Source organism: Thermotalea metallivorans (assembly GCF_001562415.1).
Taxonomy (GTDB): Bacteria; Bacillota; Clostridia; order Peptostreptococcales; family Thermotaleaceae; genus Thermotalea; species Thermotalea metallivorans.
On record NZ_LOEE01000028.1, the window covers coordinates 179,075 to 195,192 of the forward strand.

Genomic DNA, 16,118 nt, shown 5'->3' on the forward strand with positions numbered 1-16,118 from the left:
GAATGGCACAAAATATCGGAAAAGTGGTCCAAATCATTGGTCCCGTCTTAGATATAAAATTTAGTTCGGAAAATCTTCCAAAGCTGTTAAATGCAATCGAAGTAGTGATCGGTGACAGGAAAATTGTAGCAGAGGTTGCCCAGCACGTTGGAGATGACACTGTTCGATGTATTGCCATGTCTTCTACCGACGGATTGATCAGGGGGATGGATGCAGTGGATACGGGAGGCCCCATATCTGTTCCGGTAGGAAAGGCGACTTTGGGAAGATTGTTTAATGTCCTGGGAGAGCCTATCGATGAAAAAGGACCTGTAGCCGCCCAGGAGAAGGCCCCCATCCATAGACCGGCTCCCAGTTTTGAAGAGCAAGAGACTTCTACCCAGATTTTTGAAACGGGAATCAAAGTAATCGATCTGATTGCACCCTATGCAAAGGGTGGAAAGGTTGGCCTGTTCGGCGGTGCCGGCGTAGGAAAAACCGTTTTGATTCAAGAGTTAATCAACAATATTGCAAAAGAGCACGGGGGTTTGTCCGTGTTTGCCGGCGTTGGAGAAAGAACAAGGGAAGGCAACGACTTGTATCATGAGATGATTGAGTCCGGCGTTATCGATAAAACCACCATGGTATTCGGCCAGATGAATGAGCCTCCCGGAGCCAGAATGAGGGTTGCGCTGTCGGGACTTACCATGGCAGAACATTTCAGAGATCAGGAAGGCCAGGACGTATTGCTGTTTATTGATAATATATTCCGATTTACCCAAGCAGGATCAGAGGTATCTGCCCTTCTTGGCCGTATGCCCAGTGCCGTTGGATACCAGCCGACCTTGGCTACAGAGATGGGTGCCCTGCAGGAAAGAATCACATCTACCAAGAGGGGATCGATTACATCTGTACAAGCGGTTTATGTGCCTGCAGACGACTTGACGGACCCGGCGCCTGCCACCACCTTTGCCCACTTGGATGCCACAACGGTTCTTTCCCGTCAAATTGCAGAGCTTGGCATCTATCCGGCGGTGGACCCCTTGGATTCTACTTCCAGGATCATGGACCCCAATATCCTGGGAGAGGAACACTACAGGGTTGCCCGGGGAGTGCAGGAAGTATTGCAGCGATACAAGGAATTGCAGGATATTATTGCGATCCTGGGAATGGATGAACTGTCCGATGAAGATAAATTAACGGTTGCCCGTGCGAGAAAAATCCAAAGATTCCTGTCCCAGCCATTCCATGTGGCAGAGCAGTTTACGGGAACACCCGGCAAGTATGTGCCATTAAAAGAGACCATCCGAGGATTTAGAGAAATCCTGGAAGGCAAGCATGACGACATTCCTGAATCAGCTTTCTTATACGCTGGCACCATTGATGAAGTTGTAGAAAGAGCGAAGAAAGAAAGCTAATGGAGGTGAAGAAATGGCTTCAACCTTTCAACTGGAAATTGTAACGCCCGATAGAAAATTCTATGAGGACCAAGTGGATATGGTCATTGTGAGAAGCACCGAGGGAGATCTGGGCATTATGAAAAACCATATGTCCCTTGTGAGTCCATTAGCCATCGGAGTCATCAAAATAAAGAAAAACGGTGAATATAGAGAAGCGGCTTGCGCCGGAGGCTTTATCCAAGTAAAACAGGATAAAACCACCATCATTACCGACTCGGCTGAATGGCCTGAGGAGATTGATGTGGAAAGGGCAAAAAAGGCCGCCGAAAGGGCAGAAGAAAGATTGAAAACAAAAACTGCCGAGATCGATCTGATCCGGGCCCAGGCAGCCTTGGAGCGCGCCCTTAATCGACTCAGGGTGGCAAAAAAGGGTTAGCGAAAAAACCTCGAACATCCATGTTCGAGGTTTTTTTATGGAAAGATAGGGAATAATAAGGGAAAAGGAGAAAGATGGAAGAAAAATATCCATGGAGGTGATCCAAGATGGAGTCAAAGCATGAGCTGGAAAAATATGTGGAGTTTGCTTTATCCGGGGCGCCGGAAATCAAAGGGGATGAAAAGAGGAGATGGTTGGGAGAATTTAGAGAAAAGGTTGTATTTGCCCTAACGGACGATCAGATACAAAGAAAGGATATCTGGAGAATTCTTGAGGAGAAAACCAAGGATCCCCGGGTTAGCACAATGATTGTGAAAGGCCAAGTGAGCGGGGAGATTGCCGGAAAGCTGATGGAAATCTGCCGCAAAGGAGGGAAAGATTATAAAACCATAAACAACCCCGATTTCAAAGGGGATATCGCCATGATTTTGGCCAGCCACAGGGCTGTGAATGAGGAAAACATATGGATAGATCCGGGGTCTTTGCTGTCCGATAAATTCTACCATGCCAAGAGCCATCGGTTATGCAAAAAACATATGGAGGAATTAAAAGAGCTCCATCCTCAATTTGCTGCTGATTTTCAGGAGCTTACCTTTGTGGATAAATTGGCGGGAATCACCTGCGGTATTTGCGGCGGTGAACCTGATGTAGATTATTTTTACAGGGTGAGAACTCGAAAGTGAAGAACAAAAAACATTTACAAAAATTTAAAAGGGGCCATGTATATTCCCTTTGGATACGGTCAATACTTTTAATAACAAGGGAAGAGAATAAGTAGAAAATATGTTTTCGTCCCCCTTTAACATATTTACGCAACCATTCTCTTCCCTTTGTATTTCAACAATGAAAAACAGAGGGAGTTGTGGCCCGTGGACAGATTGGGAACATACAAAACAAAGAAAATAGAACTTTATTTATTCATGATGATGTATTTATGGATACTTTTCTTTTATCCTTCCAAGGCGATTTCCAAGGAAGAGGGTTTGCAGCGAGCTTTTGAAGTTTCCGGCGCCAAAATGGCGGAGTATAACATCTACGCCCGTACAGGGATACCCAATCAGTTGCAGGATGCAGAAGAAGCAGAAAAACTATGCCGAGAATTGGCAGAACAATTAGGAATCAAGGAGCCTATGGTCCAAAGGGATGATGGCCAAGGAAACGTGCAGGTGTGGATCACAGGGAAGTACAAAGAGGGACAGGATATTGTCGTCATGGTGCAATCAACACAGCTGGAGGAAGTAAAAGAAACAAACTTTATCATTGACTTGACAGGGCAAGAACAACCGGCATCCATAGAGCAGATAGGGAAAGAAATCAAAAATGTATTGAAACAATACGGAGAGGTGGATATAAGCACTTGGATTTCAGGAACTTACGAAGGGAAATTGGCTAAAAAGGAGGGGATAGAGATTGCTGTCAACATCATGGCAGGGCTGAATGCAAAAGAAGTAGAAGGCATCCGGGAGGAAAATTTAATAAGCATCACAGGATATAGCAAGGAAATCTCCGAAGGGCTTCGCTATGGGGGAAATAAGGTAAATATCCAGATAGCCCTAAGATACAACTCCCATGAAGATAGAACCTATCTATGGATTGGAAGCCCGTTGATTTTTACTGCCTATTAGGCCGATATACTACTATTTTCCTACAGGAAATTTAAATTTTATGTAGAAATTTAAGGAGAATAGGTGTATAGTATTTTACGGCGGAAAGTTGAAAAACGAAGGAGGACCCGATGTGGCAAAGCTCATTGTAGAAAAAAGTGCTCCATTGAAGGGGACGGTAAAGGTAAGTGGAGCCAAGAATTCGGTTTTACCAATTATTGCCGCATCCTTACTGGCTCAGGAAACTTGTGTATTGGAGGAAATCCCTGGACTGAAAGATGTGGAAGTAATCTGTGAAGTGTTAGAATCCATTGGAGCAAAAGTCAACAGCAGTAAAAAAGGAATCATAGAAATTCATTCATCGACTTTAGAACATTTTGAAGCCCCCTATGAATTGATCAGAAAAATGAGAGCCTCTTTCCTAGTGATGGGTCCCCTATTGGCGAGAAAAGGGAGAGCCAGAATTGCTTTGCCCGGCGGATGCGCCATCGGCACCAGGCCCATCGACCTTCATTTAAAAGGTTTTCAAGCCCTTGGGGCGAGGATCGAACTGGGTCATGGCTATGTGGAGGCGGTGGCAGATAAGCTGATAGGCAACAAAATCTATTTGGATTTCCCCAGCGTGGGGGCGACAGAGAACATCATGATGGCTGCCACCATGGCAGAGGGAATTACCATGATTGAAAATGCGGCAGAAGAGCCTGAAATCGTAGATTTGGCAAATTTTTTAAACAGTCTGGGCGCCAAAATCAAGGGTGCCGGCACAGATACCATTAAAATCCAGGGTGTTAAGGAGTTGAAGGGATCAAAGCATACGGTGATTCCTGACAGGATTGAAGCGGGAACCTTTATGATTGCCGCTGCCATTACCGGCGGAGACGTAACGATCTTGAATGCCTTACCGGATCACCTTAAGCCCATTATTGCAAAATTAAGGGAATGTGGCGTAACGGTGGAGGAATATGACGAACATGTTCGGGTAAAGGCCAATGGACAGGTGATGGCCACCGATATCAAAACCCTTCCTTATCCCGGATTTCCAACGGATATGCAGGCCCAATTCATGTCCCTTCTGACGGTAGCCAGTGGAACCAGTGTGGTCATTGAAACCGTATTCGAAAATCGATTTATGCATGTGGATGAATTGAAGAGAATGGGTGCCAACATCAAAATAGAAGGAAGGAGTGCTGTGGTCCAAGGAGTAGACGGGCTTCAAGGGGCCCAGGTGAAGGCTACGGATTTGAGAGCCGGTGCAGCCCTCATCCTGGCAGGCATGATTGCCGAGGGAAAAACGGAGATCAGCGATATTCATCATATTGACCGAGGGTATGTGGAAATCGAAGAAAAGCTCAGGGGATTGGGTGCCAAAATAACGAGAACAAAGGACGAATAGCAATTGGAAAAATGTGTCGTACCAAGGCACATTTTTTCTATTTCCCGGGAAATGTGTCATAAAAGCGGTTAGCCGCTAGCAAGGATTAGCGATCAGCTATCAAGCATCAGCCAGTTGTCAATCATGAGTTAGCAGTTGCCAGATGTAAGCTGCTGCCAACAATGAACCGCTAACGGCTGACTGGCAATGGCCAGCATTCCATCGATGATCTGGCATATTTTCCCCCGACGCAACATAGAATGTAGCATTGATTTGTATTCTGCATTCGAAGAGGCAAAAGGGGGAAAACAGATGAGGAGCATTTTCAGTCTGATCCTTGGGCTGGTACTGGCCATTATTGTCATGCCCATGGTATTAATTCAAAGCTGTGATTTGTCTGCGCCCGAGATCGACAGAGAAAAAGTGGTGGAAAGTAATCAGACAGTCCGGGTATATGTCCATGAAACAAAGAATATCGTTGCAATAGACCTGGAGGAATATGTGAAAGGCGTGGTGGCGGGGGAAATGCCCGCAGCCTTTGAATTGGAAGCATTAAAGGCCCAGGCGGTGGCGGCCAGAAGCTATGCCGTTGCCAGAATGAATCAATTTAAAGAGGGAGGACAGCCGGCTCATCCCGGTGCTGAATTGTGCGACGGCGTCCACTGTCAGGTGTGGCTTTCGAAGGATAAGCTGAGGCAGATAAAAACCAAGTACTGGATGAGGGACTATTGGCCTAAAATCGAAAAGGCCGTGGAAGAAACCAAAGGATTGATTCTGACCTACCAGGGCAAACCGGTGGACCAACCCTTGTTTCATTCCACCAGCGGCGGCAGGACGGAAAACTCAGAGGATGTTTTTGCCGCCTTTGTACCCTATCTAAGAAGCGTTGAGAGTCCCTATGAAGAGAAGGCACCCCATTTGACGGATGTACAGGTAATACCCGTTGCATCTTTTATCAACAAATTCAAATCGAAGTACAAGGACAGCGATCTCCAGGAAGCAAATATCAAATCAGCCTTTAAGATTTTGGAGCGAAGCACCGGCGGAAGGATATTAAAGATGCAGGTGGGAAACAAAATTGTCTCTGGGAGAGAAATGAGAGAATTGTTAGGCCTGCGGTCGGCCAATTTTAAAATGACCATCGATAATAAAAATCTGGAGATTACAACCTTCGGCTATGGCCACGGGGTAGGAATGAGTCAGTGGGGCGCCAACGGCATGGCAGAGAACGGCCATACCTTTGAGGAAATACTAAAACATTATTATGTAGGAACAAAAATCATGCGGATGAAATAATTTTTTTATCCATGTATGAATTCCATGGAGATGGCAACAATATGAAATGGAGGTGTCATGCATGGATAAAAAAGGATGGTTTTCCAGAAAAAAAAGTGAAAATACTTTTGAAAAGAAAGAAAGCAGCATTTATAAATTTTTAGATAAGGAAGGATTTTATGTCATTCTCTTTCTCTGCCTATGTATTGTAGCCACTTCAGCGGTTTGGGTGGCAAAAACCCATATTGATCGATTGGCAGTGGAGGATTTGAAAAAACCATGGTTGCCGGAGGAAAAGGATATGGGAGATATCCCTTCCCATAGGGAAGATGCCGAAGAAAATCAGGCGCCTGTAGTCGTCATAGAGGAGAAAAAAGAGATGGACACTGCACCGGCCATGGCTGGAGAAATAAATAAAGGAGAAGGGCAACTCCGGCCAAAGGCCGAATCTCAGCCGAAGCCCCAGGAAAAAGTGAATGTGGCAAAGGCGGAAAAGAAATCAAAACCTGCATCTGCCAATGCCAACAGCATCATCATGAAAATTCCCGTTGCAGGAAAGATCGGCATGGGCTATGCAGCCGATAGGTTGGTATATTCCAAAACATTGGATCAGTATACCACCCACTACGGTGTAGATATTATTGCCCCCGAAAATACCCCTGTGGTGGCAGTCCTCCCGGGGGAAGTCATAGAGGTGACCAATGATTCAAGGTTGGGCATCGTGATTGCCATTGCCCATGAGGGCGATATCATCACCAGATACGCCAATCTCAGCACCAGTGAAATGGTAAAGGTGGGAGACAAGGTAGAAAAGGGACAGGTTATCAGCGGCGTAGGAAAAACTGCCCTCTTTGAGAGCTTGGAAGAACCCCATTTGCATTTTGAAGTGCTGATGGACGGGAAAAATGTAGATCCTACCCCATACTTGCCCAAATTGAAAAATTAACGCAAATAGAAAACAGGGTAGAAAACCCTGTTTCAGGCTAAAGAAAAAGCTATGGAATAGGTGAGAACCCTTGAGATTTAGGCTTTGTCGCGAATCAGCAAGCCGCTTTTTTCCTTAATTTTTATTTAGAAAAGCGGCGCAGGTCTGAGCAGGAAGCCAAATCTCAAGGGTTTGTCTACATGCAAAAACAGGGTGGCAAACCCTGTTTTTATCGTCTATGTATCTTATCCACTGTCAACGGATAGCCGTCCACAGGACCTATAGGCTTCTGTATTTTAATTTGGTTGCTTTTCCACCCCGGATATGCCTTTCGGCCTTGTTGTTATCGAGTATGCCCTTCACCTGATTGGCTACTAGAGGGTTTATCTTGGGAAGTCGTTCTGTAACATCTTTATGAACTGTACTTTTGCTTACGCCGAAAACTTTCGCTGTTTGTCGTACGGTTGCTTTTTTGTTGATTATATATTCAGCGATCTCCAGTGCTCTTTCTTCTATGTAATCTTTCACAGGTGAACCCCCTCCTTGATGATTCCTTTGTTTAAATAATATGCACCGCTGATTCTCAATAGAACAGAAAATCCCAAATTCAAATGGAAGATTCTTTTTTAAAATTTTTAAAAAAAGAAAGAGGAATTATGAGATTTATAGCGAATACAAATACTGGTTATCGATAAAAAATTTTGTAGATATATAATGGCTAATAGCTGGTAGCCAATAGTTAATAACTGATAACTGTCAACTGGTAACTGGCAACTACAAATGCAGTATTTGTTCATTCATAGATGGGACAGCAGCATAGGCGGCTGTATTCAAGATTGATAAAAATCATGGCGATCGGTGATAAACTGTGGGCTGAATGGAAGGTGATGAAGAATGTTTGGTTTTGGGACAGAAATCGGGATTGACCTGGGCACTGCCAGTGTGCTCGTTTACATCAAAGGAAAGGGAATTGTACTCCAGGAGCCTTCGGTAGTGGCGATTGACAAAAACACGAACCAATTGTTGGCCGTGGGAGAAGAGGCACGAAGGATGTTGGGAAGGACGCCGGGAAATATTGTAGCCATTCGACCATTGAAGGATGGTGTTATTTCTGATTATGAAGTAACAGAAAGAATGCTCCGGTATTTTATTCACAAAACCTGTGGCAGAAGAAGGTTTTTTAAACCCAAGATTATTGTATGCGTACCCAGTGGCGTAACGGAAGTAGAAAAAAGGGCAGTTATTGATGCCACCACAGAAGCGGGAGGAGGAACTACCTATCTTATTGAAGAGCCCATTGCCGCTGCCATCGGAGCAGGAATTGATATTTCTAAGCCTGACGGCAATATGATTGTAGACATCGGAGGAGGCACAGCAGATATTGCCGTTATTTCCCTTGGAGGGATTGTGGTCAGCGAATCCATTAAAGTAGCAGGAGATAAATTTGATGAAGCCATTGTGCGGTATATGAGGAAAAGGCATAATCTGCTGATCGGTGAGAGAACGGCAGAGGATTTGAAGGTCAATATCGGTACGGCCTATCCCAGAAGCCAGATCTTAAAGATGGAATGCAGGGGAAGAGATTTGGTTTCAGGCTTGCCCAAAACCATTACCGTTACTTCGGAGGAAATGCTAGAAGCCTTGGAGGAGCCGGTAACTGCCATTGCTGACGCGGTCCATGCCGTATTGGAAAAAACACCGCCGGAGCTGGCTGCCGATATCAGCGACAGGGGAATTGTCATGACGGGAGGCGGATCACTCCTTCACGGATTGAATCAACTGATTGAAAAGAGAACGGGAATACCTACGTATATTGCAGAGGATGCCATATCCTGTGTAGCAAAGGGTACAGGCATGTCCCTGGAATCTCTCCATATTTTAGAGAAGAGCATGATCAGCAGCAAAAGCTTCAGCCGATTAAGATAATGGAACGCTGCAGGTGAAAGAACCCTGCAGCTTTTTCCTTATGTGGTTTTGCAGAAAATCCTCCCGATTTCCCATAAATTTGTGCTAAAGATCCGATGAAACCATGCCGAAAACTTATAATAGACGATGGATTCGCCAAAAAAAGGAGTTGAAAATTCGTGCTAAGAGGTCTTTATACGGCTACTTCTGCCATGACAACCAACAATAAGAAACTAGATGTTGTTACCAATAATATTGCCAATATCAATACAACGGGATACAAAAAAGACTTGGTAGTTTCCGAAACCTTTCCCGAAGTATTAATCAAGAAGATCAAAGGCTCCGCCGATATGATGATCACCGATTTTTTCCAAGGGGTTGAAGTAAGACAAAATGACAATGCCTATGAAGTCAAAACAAAGGGAGGGTTTTTTCGGACAAAAACCCTAAACGGCATAAGCTATGAGAAATCTCTGAACTTTACAGTAAATCCCGAAGGGTATCTCAGTACATATTACAGGGATCAGGATGGAAATATTGATGCTTCGGCAGGGTACCTGGTGCTGGGAAACCGGGGACCTATCTATGTGGGAGACGGGACCCTGGAGATCAATGACAGGGGACAGGTGTTGGTCAACGGAAATATTGTAGACAATCTAGTCATGATGACCCCACCGGCCGTCATAGGAACTTTGAACTCCGGCGTAAGATTGGATAAAATCGAAACCAATTATGAACAGGGACAGCTTTATGAAACAGACAATTCCCTAGACTTTGCCATAAAAGGAAGGGGCTTTTTTCAAGTGGAAACCCCGGAGGGGATCCGCTATACCCGGGATGGTTCCTTCAAACTCAATGGAGCCAATGAACTGGTAACGGATGAAGGATTCCGGGTTTTTGGGACCCAGGGACCCATTGTGATCCGTGGAGCCCATGTGACCGTATCGGAATCGGGAGATATTATGGTGGACGGAGAAAGGGTGAATCGCATGAACCTGATCAACATCACCAATCTAAAGGATTTGAGGAAAGAAGGAAATAACCTGTACCGAATGGAAGAAGGCATGGAGGCCGAAACCGAGCCCTTCCGCGGTCAAATTCTTCAAGGTTTCCTAGAGGGCTCCAATGTGGATGCTGTGAAGGAGATGATCGAAATGATCACCCTGTTTCGAAACTATGAATCCAATCAGCGCATGATTAAGGCGTATGATGATACATTGCAAAAGACAGTAAATGAGATCGGAAAAGTGTAGTCAGTTGACAACTGACTGCTAACCGCTAACTGCTAACGGCTAACGGCTATAAGGAGGGAGATAATCCATGAGAGCGTTATGGACGGCTGCATCAGGTATGAAGGCACAGCAGCTGAATGTAGATACCATCGCCAATAACTTGGCCAATGTGAATACCACGGGATACAAAAAACAGAGGGTAGAATTCAAAGATCTTCTTTATGAAACACTCAACAGAACAAATCTGGATCAGGGGCAGGGAAAACCTGTCAACCTGGAGGTAGGACACGGGGTTATGCCCATGGCTACGACCCGCTCCTTTATCAAGGGAAATTTTGAACAAACCAATAACAGCTTAGATTTTGCCATTGACGGGGACGGCTTTTTCATCGTACGGGATGAAAATGACAACCTGTTTTATACAAGGGATGGCAGCTTCAAGCTGAGCATCGAAGATGATGAAGCAAGACTGGTAACCTCCGAGGGATACTATGTGCAGGCCGATGGGGGAGATATCGAGCTGGGAGGAGATATTGCAGAAATCAATGTGTCGGAGGCAGGGATCATTACCGTCAAGAGAAAGGGAGAAGAAGAACTTGAGGAAATAGGACAGATTACCCTTGTACGTTTTGCAAATCCTGCAGGCCTGGAATCCATAGGAAAAAACCTATATAAAGCAACAACTGCTTCCGGTGAAGCCATAGAAGCCTTTGAAGGAGAAGCCGGCAGCATTATGCAGGGATTTTTGGAGACATCCAATGTGCAGGTGGTTGAGGAAATGATCAAGCTCATCACCGCCCAAAGAGCCTATGAGATCAACTCCAAATCCATCCAAACGGCAGACCAAATGCTGGAGCAAGCCAATAACTTGAGAAGGTAGGGATAGCTGCTGGCTACTGGCCACTGGCTATTAGCCCTACCCAGAGGTGAATGCTATGAAAATAAACACAAATTTACCAATAGACATAAATCCATCTTATCATCAAAAAGATAAAGCACAAATAGAAGATTTCAAACAAATTCTCGAAAAAGCCAAAGAAAACCGAGACGAAAAAAAACTGATGGAAACCTGTAAGCAACTGGAGGCTGTTTTCTTGAATATGGTTTTTAAGACCATGCGAAGCACCGTGCAAAGGGACGGCTTTATTCCCAGAAGCTTTGAGCGGGAAATGTTCGAAGGCATGCTGGATGAAAAGGTAGCCGAAAACATTGCCATGGGACAGGGGATCGGACTGGCCCAGCAGATGTACAAACAGTTGTCTCGGAATTTTACGTCCGGGAAAAACGAAGACCCAGACATAGAGTAACAAAATCTTTATGTTACAATTTGAATACAATTTGAAGAAATAAGAGGAATCTACGAATATTTTGTTGAATAATAAAAAGTTGGAGAAAATCTAACTCTTTTTATTATGTTTACGAGAACAAAAGCGGTTTTAAAACAAAATCTATCTTTTCACAAAAACTCCTGCTACTGTTGAAATTTATGTTGTGTAACGGTACAATAAAAATGAATATATACTTTATAAAAATGCGATTAGCCAGTGGCCAGTAGCTAGCAGCCAATATTGAATAAAGGAGAGATTAACATGTTGAACAATATAGAAATTCAAAAAATCATTCCCCATAGATACCCATTTTTGTTAGTAGATAAAATCGAAGAAATGGAACCGGGCAAAAGGGCTGTAGGCATCAAAAATGTTACCATCAACGAACCCTTTTTTCAAGGACACTTTCCCGGAAATCCCATCATGCCTGGAGTATTGATTGTGGAAGCCTTAGCCCAGGTAGGCGCCGTAGCCATGCTTTCTTTAGAAGAAAACAAAGGAAAAATCGGCGTATTTACAGGAATCGATGAGCTAAGATTCAGAAAACAAGTGTTACCGGGAGATACATTGAGGATGGAAGTGGAAATGATTGCTATCAAGAGAAATATTGGAAAAGCTCAGGCCGTGGCCTATGTAGGCGATGAATTGGCCTGCAAGGGTATTTTGATGTTTGCATTGGTGGATCAAAAATAGAAAAGAATTAAGGATTAATTTTCTAATGGTGATTTATATACAAAAAATATGATACTGATGAAAGGCCTAGTGTGGAAAAGAGGTTGCTGTATGAAACAGAAAGCAAAGCTATTAAAAACTAAAGGAACTTATGAGGAAAATAGGACACTAGTAAAATATTTGTTTTATGCACTGTTAATTCTGTTGTTTTATCCGCCTTTTTTTAGAGGATTATTCTTTCAAAAGGAATTAATGCCTACCCATATACTTACGGCAATATTATTTTTCGTTTATTTTTTCGCTATTGAGAGAAAAAGAACAGGTAATACATATACGAAGTTTGAAATAGCTTTTTTTCTATTGGTACTCATGTATGGGATTGCCAGTTTTATTGCTGTGAATAAAAATCTAGCTATACAAGAAACTTTAAAATATATTCATTATCTGCTCATTATTTTCTTAACCAAAGGATTGATAAATAACCGAGAAAAACTTATAAAACTACTTATCACTTTAATTACTGCAGGAATTTTAGTGATTTTCATAGGCATAGGTTCTGCACTAGAAACTTTTCATTATAAAGGTGCATTTGAAGGCGGAATGATGAATTCTACTTTTCAATATCACAATGCCTTTGGAGCGTACTGCTTGGCCGTATTATTTCTAGCTTATATGGTTTATTCTGATTTGGAAGGAAAATTGAGATATGCAATTGGTGCTTCAACTTTCTTATTCATGTTGGGATTCGTTTTATCTTACTCAAGAGGAGCATGGGTGTTATTTCCTCCTGTCGCCTTTATATATTACTTATTTGTACCAATAAAATATAAAAAAGGATTCATAGCTCTTTTTATAGGCAATATTGCGGGGTTGGCAGCAGTAATCAATAAATTTAATGCCGTATTGACAGCCACAGATAAATCTGTTGGCTGGCTGTGGATGATTATAGGAATGACTGTTTCTACAATGATTTGTTTATTGGTAGAAAAAGCACAAAAGAAAGTGAAGTTAAATGAAAAAATATATAATCTTATTATTCCCATAGGAACATTGATGGTGCCCATTGTAGGGCTATTGGCAAAAGACAAAATATTGAGTTTTTTGCCTGCAGACATTGGCCAAAGGATTCAAAGTATTAGCTTTGGAGCGGAAACAGTTACTGAAAGAACGGTATTTTATAAGGATGCTTTTGCTATTATCAGAGACTATCCGATATTAGGTACAGGTGGAGGTGGCTGGAGTACGCTCTACCGTATGTATCAATCCTATGGCTACAATTCTACACAAGCCCATAATTACTACTTACAATTGTGGATTGAGATTGGAACCTTAGGAATGGCAGTATTTGGAATATTAATACTAATATATATTTATAACACATATAGGGCGTACAAAATCTTTGAAGAACCATCCGATAAAGCTAAAATTACTGCTATGTTTGTGTCTGTAATAAGCATATTACTACATAGCACAATTGATTTTGATTTATCTTTGGCAGCTATGGCAATTTTTGTATGGGGGCTAGTAGGAGCCCAATTGGGCATGGAAAGAAACATCCGCGAGAAAGATGGAAAATTCAAAAATTTCATTGTATATGGGACTTTAGGTATGACAGTATTTTTCCTTTTCATGAGCATAATGAGTTATATGGCCTTTGACGCAGCAAATCAAGGTATAAAGCTTGTTCAAGACAATCAGCCAGAACTTGGAATGAAGAAATTTAAGCAAGCGGTGAGATTTGCTCCTTTTGAACCAACGTATGCGGCAGATTATGCCAATCTGGCAAATGTTATAGGAAAGAAAAAGCAAGACCAGCAACTCATAGAGGAGTCTGCTCGTTATATAGATATGTCAGTAAAGCGAGGAAAATATAACTATGAAATATTGATAAATGCTTCAAGGTTTTATGCAAGCAATGGTTTTATAGAAAAAGCTTTGGAAACGATAGACAGCTTGGAAAAATATCATCCTTTAGATTCATCGACTTATGGAATGAAAACGCATTTCTACTTGAAAATTGCAGAAAAATATGCAAAAGATGGGAAAATTAAAGATTCCCTGACTTGCCTAGAGAAAGTGATTGCTGTTGAGAAAAAAATAGATGAATTAAATGAAAAGATTCGAAAAAAAGTACAGATGAATAATATGGTAAGATTTGTAGAAACTACACCCAAAACACAAGAAAATATAAATAAAGCAAAAGAATTGATGCAAAATTTAAAGAGTCAGTAAATCTGTGATAAGGGAGTGTACCATAAAGTGAAGATACTTGTTACCGGTGCAAGTGGTATGTTAGGACATGACCTGGTAAAGGTTTTATGCAAGGAACATGAAGTAGTAAAAGCAAGTAGTTATGACTTTGATATAACAGACATAGATAAGACAGTTTTATGGGTTAAAAATTTAAAGCCACAAATTGTTATACACGCTGCAGCCTATACAGAGGTAGACGGCTGCGAAAGCAATGTGGATATTGCTTATAAAGTGAATGCATTGGGGGCCAGAAATGTGGCTGTGGCATGCAACGAAATTGGAGCATCCATGGTGTACATAAGCTCGGATTATGTTTTCGATGGGCTAAAAGGACAGGCCTACAAAGAATTTGATAACACCAACCCTTTGAGCATTTATGGAAAAAGTAAGCTAGCCGGGGAAAATTATGTTCGAGAGGTATTAGACAGATTTTATATTGTGCGTACCTCTTGGCTCTATGGCTTAAATGGAAAAAATTTTGTTACGACCATGATAAATCTTAGCAAAACAAAAAGAGAATTGAATGTTGTAAATGATCAGATTGGGTCACCTACTTATACCTTTGATCTGGCGAAAGCAATTGAAAAGCTAATTGAAAAACAGACCTACGGTGTATTTCACATTACGAATAGCGATTACTGTTCTTGGTATGACTATGCGAAAGAAATCTTTGACATTACCCATATAAATATCAAGGTGAATCCGATTACTACGGAGGAATTAAACAGACCGGCACCTAGGCCTAAATATTCTGTGTTAGAAAATTACTGTTGGAAGCTGGAAGGGTATACACCTTTAAGATCTTACAAAGAGGCATTGAGGGAATATATTTGTCTATTATAGAGGAGGAGAGGTAGATTTGAAAGGAATTGTATTAGCAGGAGGGGCAGGGACAAGATTATATCCTATCACGAAAGCAATTTCAAAACAGTTATTGCCGATATATGATAAACCAATGGTTTATTATCCCATATCTGTTTTGATGTTGTCAGGGATAAGAGAGATTTTGGTTATATCAACACCAAGGGATTTGCCTATGTATGAGGAACTGCTTGGAGATGGACGGCAATTGGGTGTATCTTTTTCCTATGCTGTGCAAGAAATGCCCAGAGGATTGGCAGAAGCCTTTATCATTGGAGACAAATTTATAGGGAATGATAAAGTATCTTTAGTATTAGGAGATAATATCTTTTATGGTCAAAGATTTACTGAAATTTTAAGAAGGGCTGCTGCCTTAGAGGATGGGGCTGTAATCTTTGGGTATTATGTAAAGAATCCAAGTGAATTTGGTGTAGTAGAATTTGATAAAGATGGAAATGTTATTTCCATTGAAGAGAAGCCTCAAAAACCGAAATCTCATTACGCAGTGCCAGGATTGTATTTCTATGACAATGATGTAGTGGAAATTGCTAAAAATGTAAGGCCTTCTGCTAGAGGAGAACTTGAAATTACGGCAGTAAACAATGAATACTTGCGGAGAAAAAAATTAAAAGTTGAATTATTTGGACGAGGCATGGCTTGGCTGGATACAGGAACCCATCATGGTCTTTTAGAAGCTAGTAATTTTGTAGAAGCAATACAGAAAAGACAAGGATTGTACATATCATGTCTTGAAGAAATTGCCTATAGAATGGGCTATATAACAAAGGAAGAACTGCTGAAATTGGCGGCGCCCCTTATGAAAACAGAATACGGAAAGTATTTAGTAGCGGTAGCAGAAGGGCTATAGGAGTGAGA

Annotated in this window: 16 protein-coding genes; 15 read left to right on the forward strand and 1 reads right to left on the reverse strand. The window is 42.1% G+C overall.

Annotation, left to right across the window (positions count from 1 at the left end; translation table 11 throughout):
* The first annotated feature begins 2 nt into the window (after nucleotides 1–2).
* The 7 genes from atpD to AN619_RS06095 all read left to right on the forward strand — a co-directional run bounded on the left by atpD (nucleotide 3) and on the right by AN619_RS06095 (nucleotide 7,012).
* Complete coding sequence (atpD, locus tag AN619_RS06065; protein ID WP_068555781.1) at nucleotides 3–1,397, forward strand: F0F1 ATP synthase subunit beta; 1,395 nt, start codon at nucleotides 3–5, stop codon at nucleotides 1,395–1,397.
* A gap of 13 nt (nucleotides 1,398–1,410) precedes the next feature.
* Complete coding sequence (locus AN619_RS06070; protein WP_068555783.1) at nucleotides 1,411–1,815, forward strand: F0F1 ATP synthase subunit epsilon; 405 nt, start codon at nucleotides 1,411–1,413, stop codon at nucleotides 1,813–1,815.
* A 107-nt stretch (nucleotides 1,816–1,922) separates the two neighbouring features.
* A complete protein-coding gene (locus AN619_RS06075) occupies nucleotides 1,923–2,498 on the forward strand; it encodes a YueI family protein (RefSeq protein ID WP_068555785.1) in 576 nt (191 codons plus the stop codon).
* Between the two features lie 186 nt (nucleotides 2,499–2,684).
* The gene (locus AN619_RS06080) at nucleotides 2,685–3,440 is read left to right on the forward strand and encodes a YwmB family TATA-box binding protein (protein ID WP_068555787.1); all 756 of its coding nucleotides are present in this window, start codon (nucleotides 2,685–2,687) and stop codon (nucleotides 3,438–3,440) included.
* 112 nt (nucleotides 3,441–3,552) lie between these two features.
* Nucleotides 3,553–4,812: a UDP-N-acetylglucosamine 1-carboxyvinyltransferase gene (gene murA, locus AN619_RS06085; RefSeq protein WP_068555789.1), complete on the forward strand. Its 1,260-nt coding sequence runs from the start codon at nucleotides 3,553–3,555 to the stop codon at nucleotides 4,810–4,812.
* A 291-nt stretch (nucleotides 4,813–5,103) separates the two neighbouring features.
* Entirely contained in the window at nucleotides 5,104–6,087 is a 984-nt protein-coding gene (gene spoIID, locus AN619_RS06090; RefSeq protein WP_068555790.1) for a stage II sporulation protein D, read from the forward strand.
* Nucleotides 6,088–6,148: 61 nt separating this feature from the next.
* Nucleotides 6,149–7,012 carry a M23 family metallopeptidase gene (locus AN619_RS06095; protein WP_068555792.1) on the forward strand — a complete coding sequence of 288 codons (864 nt, stop codon included), beginning with the start codon at nucleotides 6,149–6,151 and terminating at the stop codon, nucleotides 7,010–7,012.
* Between the two features lie 258 nt (nucleotides 7,013–7,270).
* Here the strand turns inward: AN619_RS06095 and spoIIID are convergent, their stop codons facing one another.
* A complete protein-coding gene (gene spoIIID / locus AN619_RS06100; RefSeq protein ID WP_068555794.1) occupies nucleotides 7,271–7,519 on the reverse strand; it encodes a sporulation transcriptional regulator SpoIIID in 249 nt (82 codons plus the stop codon).
* Between the two features lie 366 nt (nucleotides 7,520–7,885).
* Here spoIIID and mreB point away from each other — a divergent pair, with 366 nt between their 5' ends.
* From mreB to rfbA, 8 genes are all read left to right on the forward strand, one after another.
* Complete coding sequence (gene mreB, locus AN619_RS06105; protein WP_068555796.1) at nucleotides 7,886–8,917, forward strand: rod shape-determining protein; 1,032 nt, start codon at nucleotides 7,886–7,888, stop codon at nucleotides 8,915–8,917.
* 158 nt (nucleotides 8,918–9,075) lie between these two features.
* Complete coding sequence (locus AN619_RS06110) at nucleotides 9,076–10,149, forward strand: flagellar hook-basal body protein (RefSeq protein WP_068555797.1); 1,074 nt, start codon at nucleotides 9,076–9,078, stop codon at nucleotides 10,147–10,149.
* A gap of 67 nt (nucleotides 10,150–10,216) precedes the next feature.
* Nucleotides 10,217–11,008 (forward strand): flagellar basal-body rod protein FlgG, encoded by a 792-nt coding sequence (gene flgG / locus AN619_RS06115; RefSeq protein WP_068555799.1) that lies wholly within the window; start codon nucleotides 10,217–10,219, stop codon nucleotides 11,006–11,008.
* 55 nt (nucleotides 11,009–11,063) lie between these two features.
* Nucleotides 11,064–11,435 carry a rod-binding protein gene (locus AN619_RS06120; protein ID WP_068555801.1) on the forward strand — a complete coding sequence of 124 codons (372 nt, stop codon included), beginning with the start codon at nucleotides 11,064–11,066 and terminating at the stop codon, nucleotides 11,433–11,435.
* 282 nt (nucleotides 11,436–11,717) lie between these two features.
* Entirely contained in the window at nucleotides 11,718–12,149 is a 432-nt protein-coding gene (gene fabZ / locus AN619_RS06125; protein ID WP_068555802.1) for a 3-hydroxyacyl-ACP dehydratase FabZ, read from the forward strand.
* A gap of 90 nt (nucleotides 12,150–12,239) precedes the next feature.
* Nucleotides 12,240–14,360, forward strand: a complete 2,121-nt coding sequence (locus tag AN619_RS06130; protein ID WP_068555803.1) for an O-antigen ligase family protein — start codon at nucleotides 12,240–12,242, stop codon at nucleotides 14,358–14,360.
* Nucleotides 14,361–14,387: 27 nt separating this feature from the next.
* Nucleotides 14,388–15,224: a dTDP-4-dehydrorhamnose reductase gene (gene rfbD, locus AN619_RS06135; RefSeq protein ID WP_068555804.1), complete on the forward strand. Its 837-nt coding sequence runs from the start codon at nucleotides 14,388–14,390 to the stop codon at nucleotides 15,222–15,224.
* Between the two features lie 16 nt (nucleotides 15,225–15,240).
* Nucleotides 15,241–16,110, forward strand: coding sequence for a glucose-1-phosphate thymidylyltransferase RfbA (gene rfbA, locus AN619_RS06140; RefSeq protein ID WP_068555805.1), 870 nt, complete (start codon nucleotides 15,241–15,243; stop codon nucleotides 16,108–16,110).
* Nucleotides 16,111–16,118 lie beyond the last annotated feature (8 nt).

Bases quoted from the DNA above. Each gene is read 5' to 3' on its own strand.
- atpD (WP_068555781.1), top strand. From the start codon at position 3: ATGGCACAAAATATCGGAAAAGTGGTCCAAATCATTGGTCCCGTCTTA.
- AN619_RS06070 (WP_068555783.1), top strand. From the start codon at position 1,411: ATGGCTTCAACCTTTCAACTGGAAATTGTAACGCCCGATAGAAAATTC.
- AN619_RS06075 (WP_068555785.1), top strand. From the start codon at position 1,923: ATGGAGTCAAAGCATGAGCTGGAAAAATATGTGGAGTTTGCTTTATCC.
- spoIID (WP_068555790.1), top strand. From the start codon at position 5,104: ATGAGGAGCATTTTCAGTCTGATCCTTGGGCTGGTACTGGCCATTATT.
- AN619_RS06095 (WP_068555792.1), top strand. From the start codon at position 6,149: ATGGATAAAAAAGGATGGTTTTCCAGAAAAAAAAGTGAAAATACTTTT.
- mreB (WP_068555796.1), top strand. From the start codon at position 7,886: ATGTTTGGTTTTGGGACAGAAATCGGGATTGACCTGGGCACTGCCAGT.
- flgG (WP_068555799.1), top strand. From the start codon at position 10,217: ATGAGAGCGTTATGGACGGCTGCATCAGGTATGAAGGCACAGCAGCTG.
- AN619_RS06120 (WP_068555801.1), top strand. From the start codon at position 11,064: ATGAAAATAAACACAAATTTACCAATAGACATAAATCCATCTTATCAT.
- fabZ (WP_068555802.1), top strand. From the start codon at position 11,718: ATGTTGAACAATATAGAAATTCAAAAAATCATTCCCCATAGATACCCA.
- AN619_RS06130 (WP_068555803.1), top strand. From the start codon at position 12,240: ATGAAACAGAAAGCAAAGCTATTAAAAACTAAAGGAACTTATGAGGAA.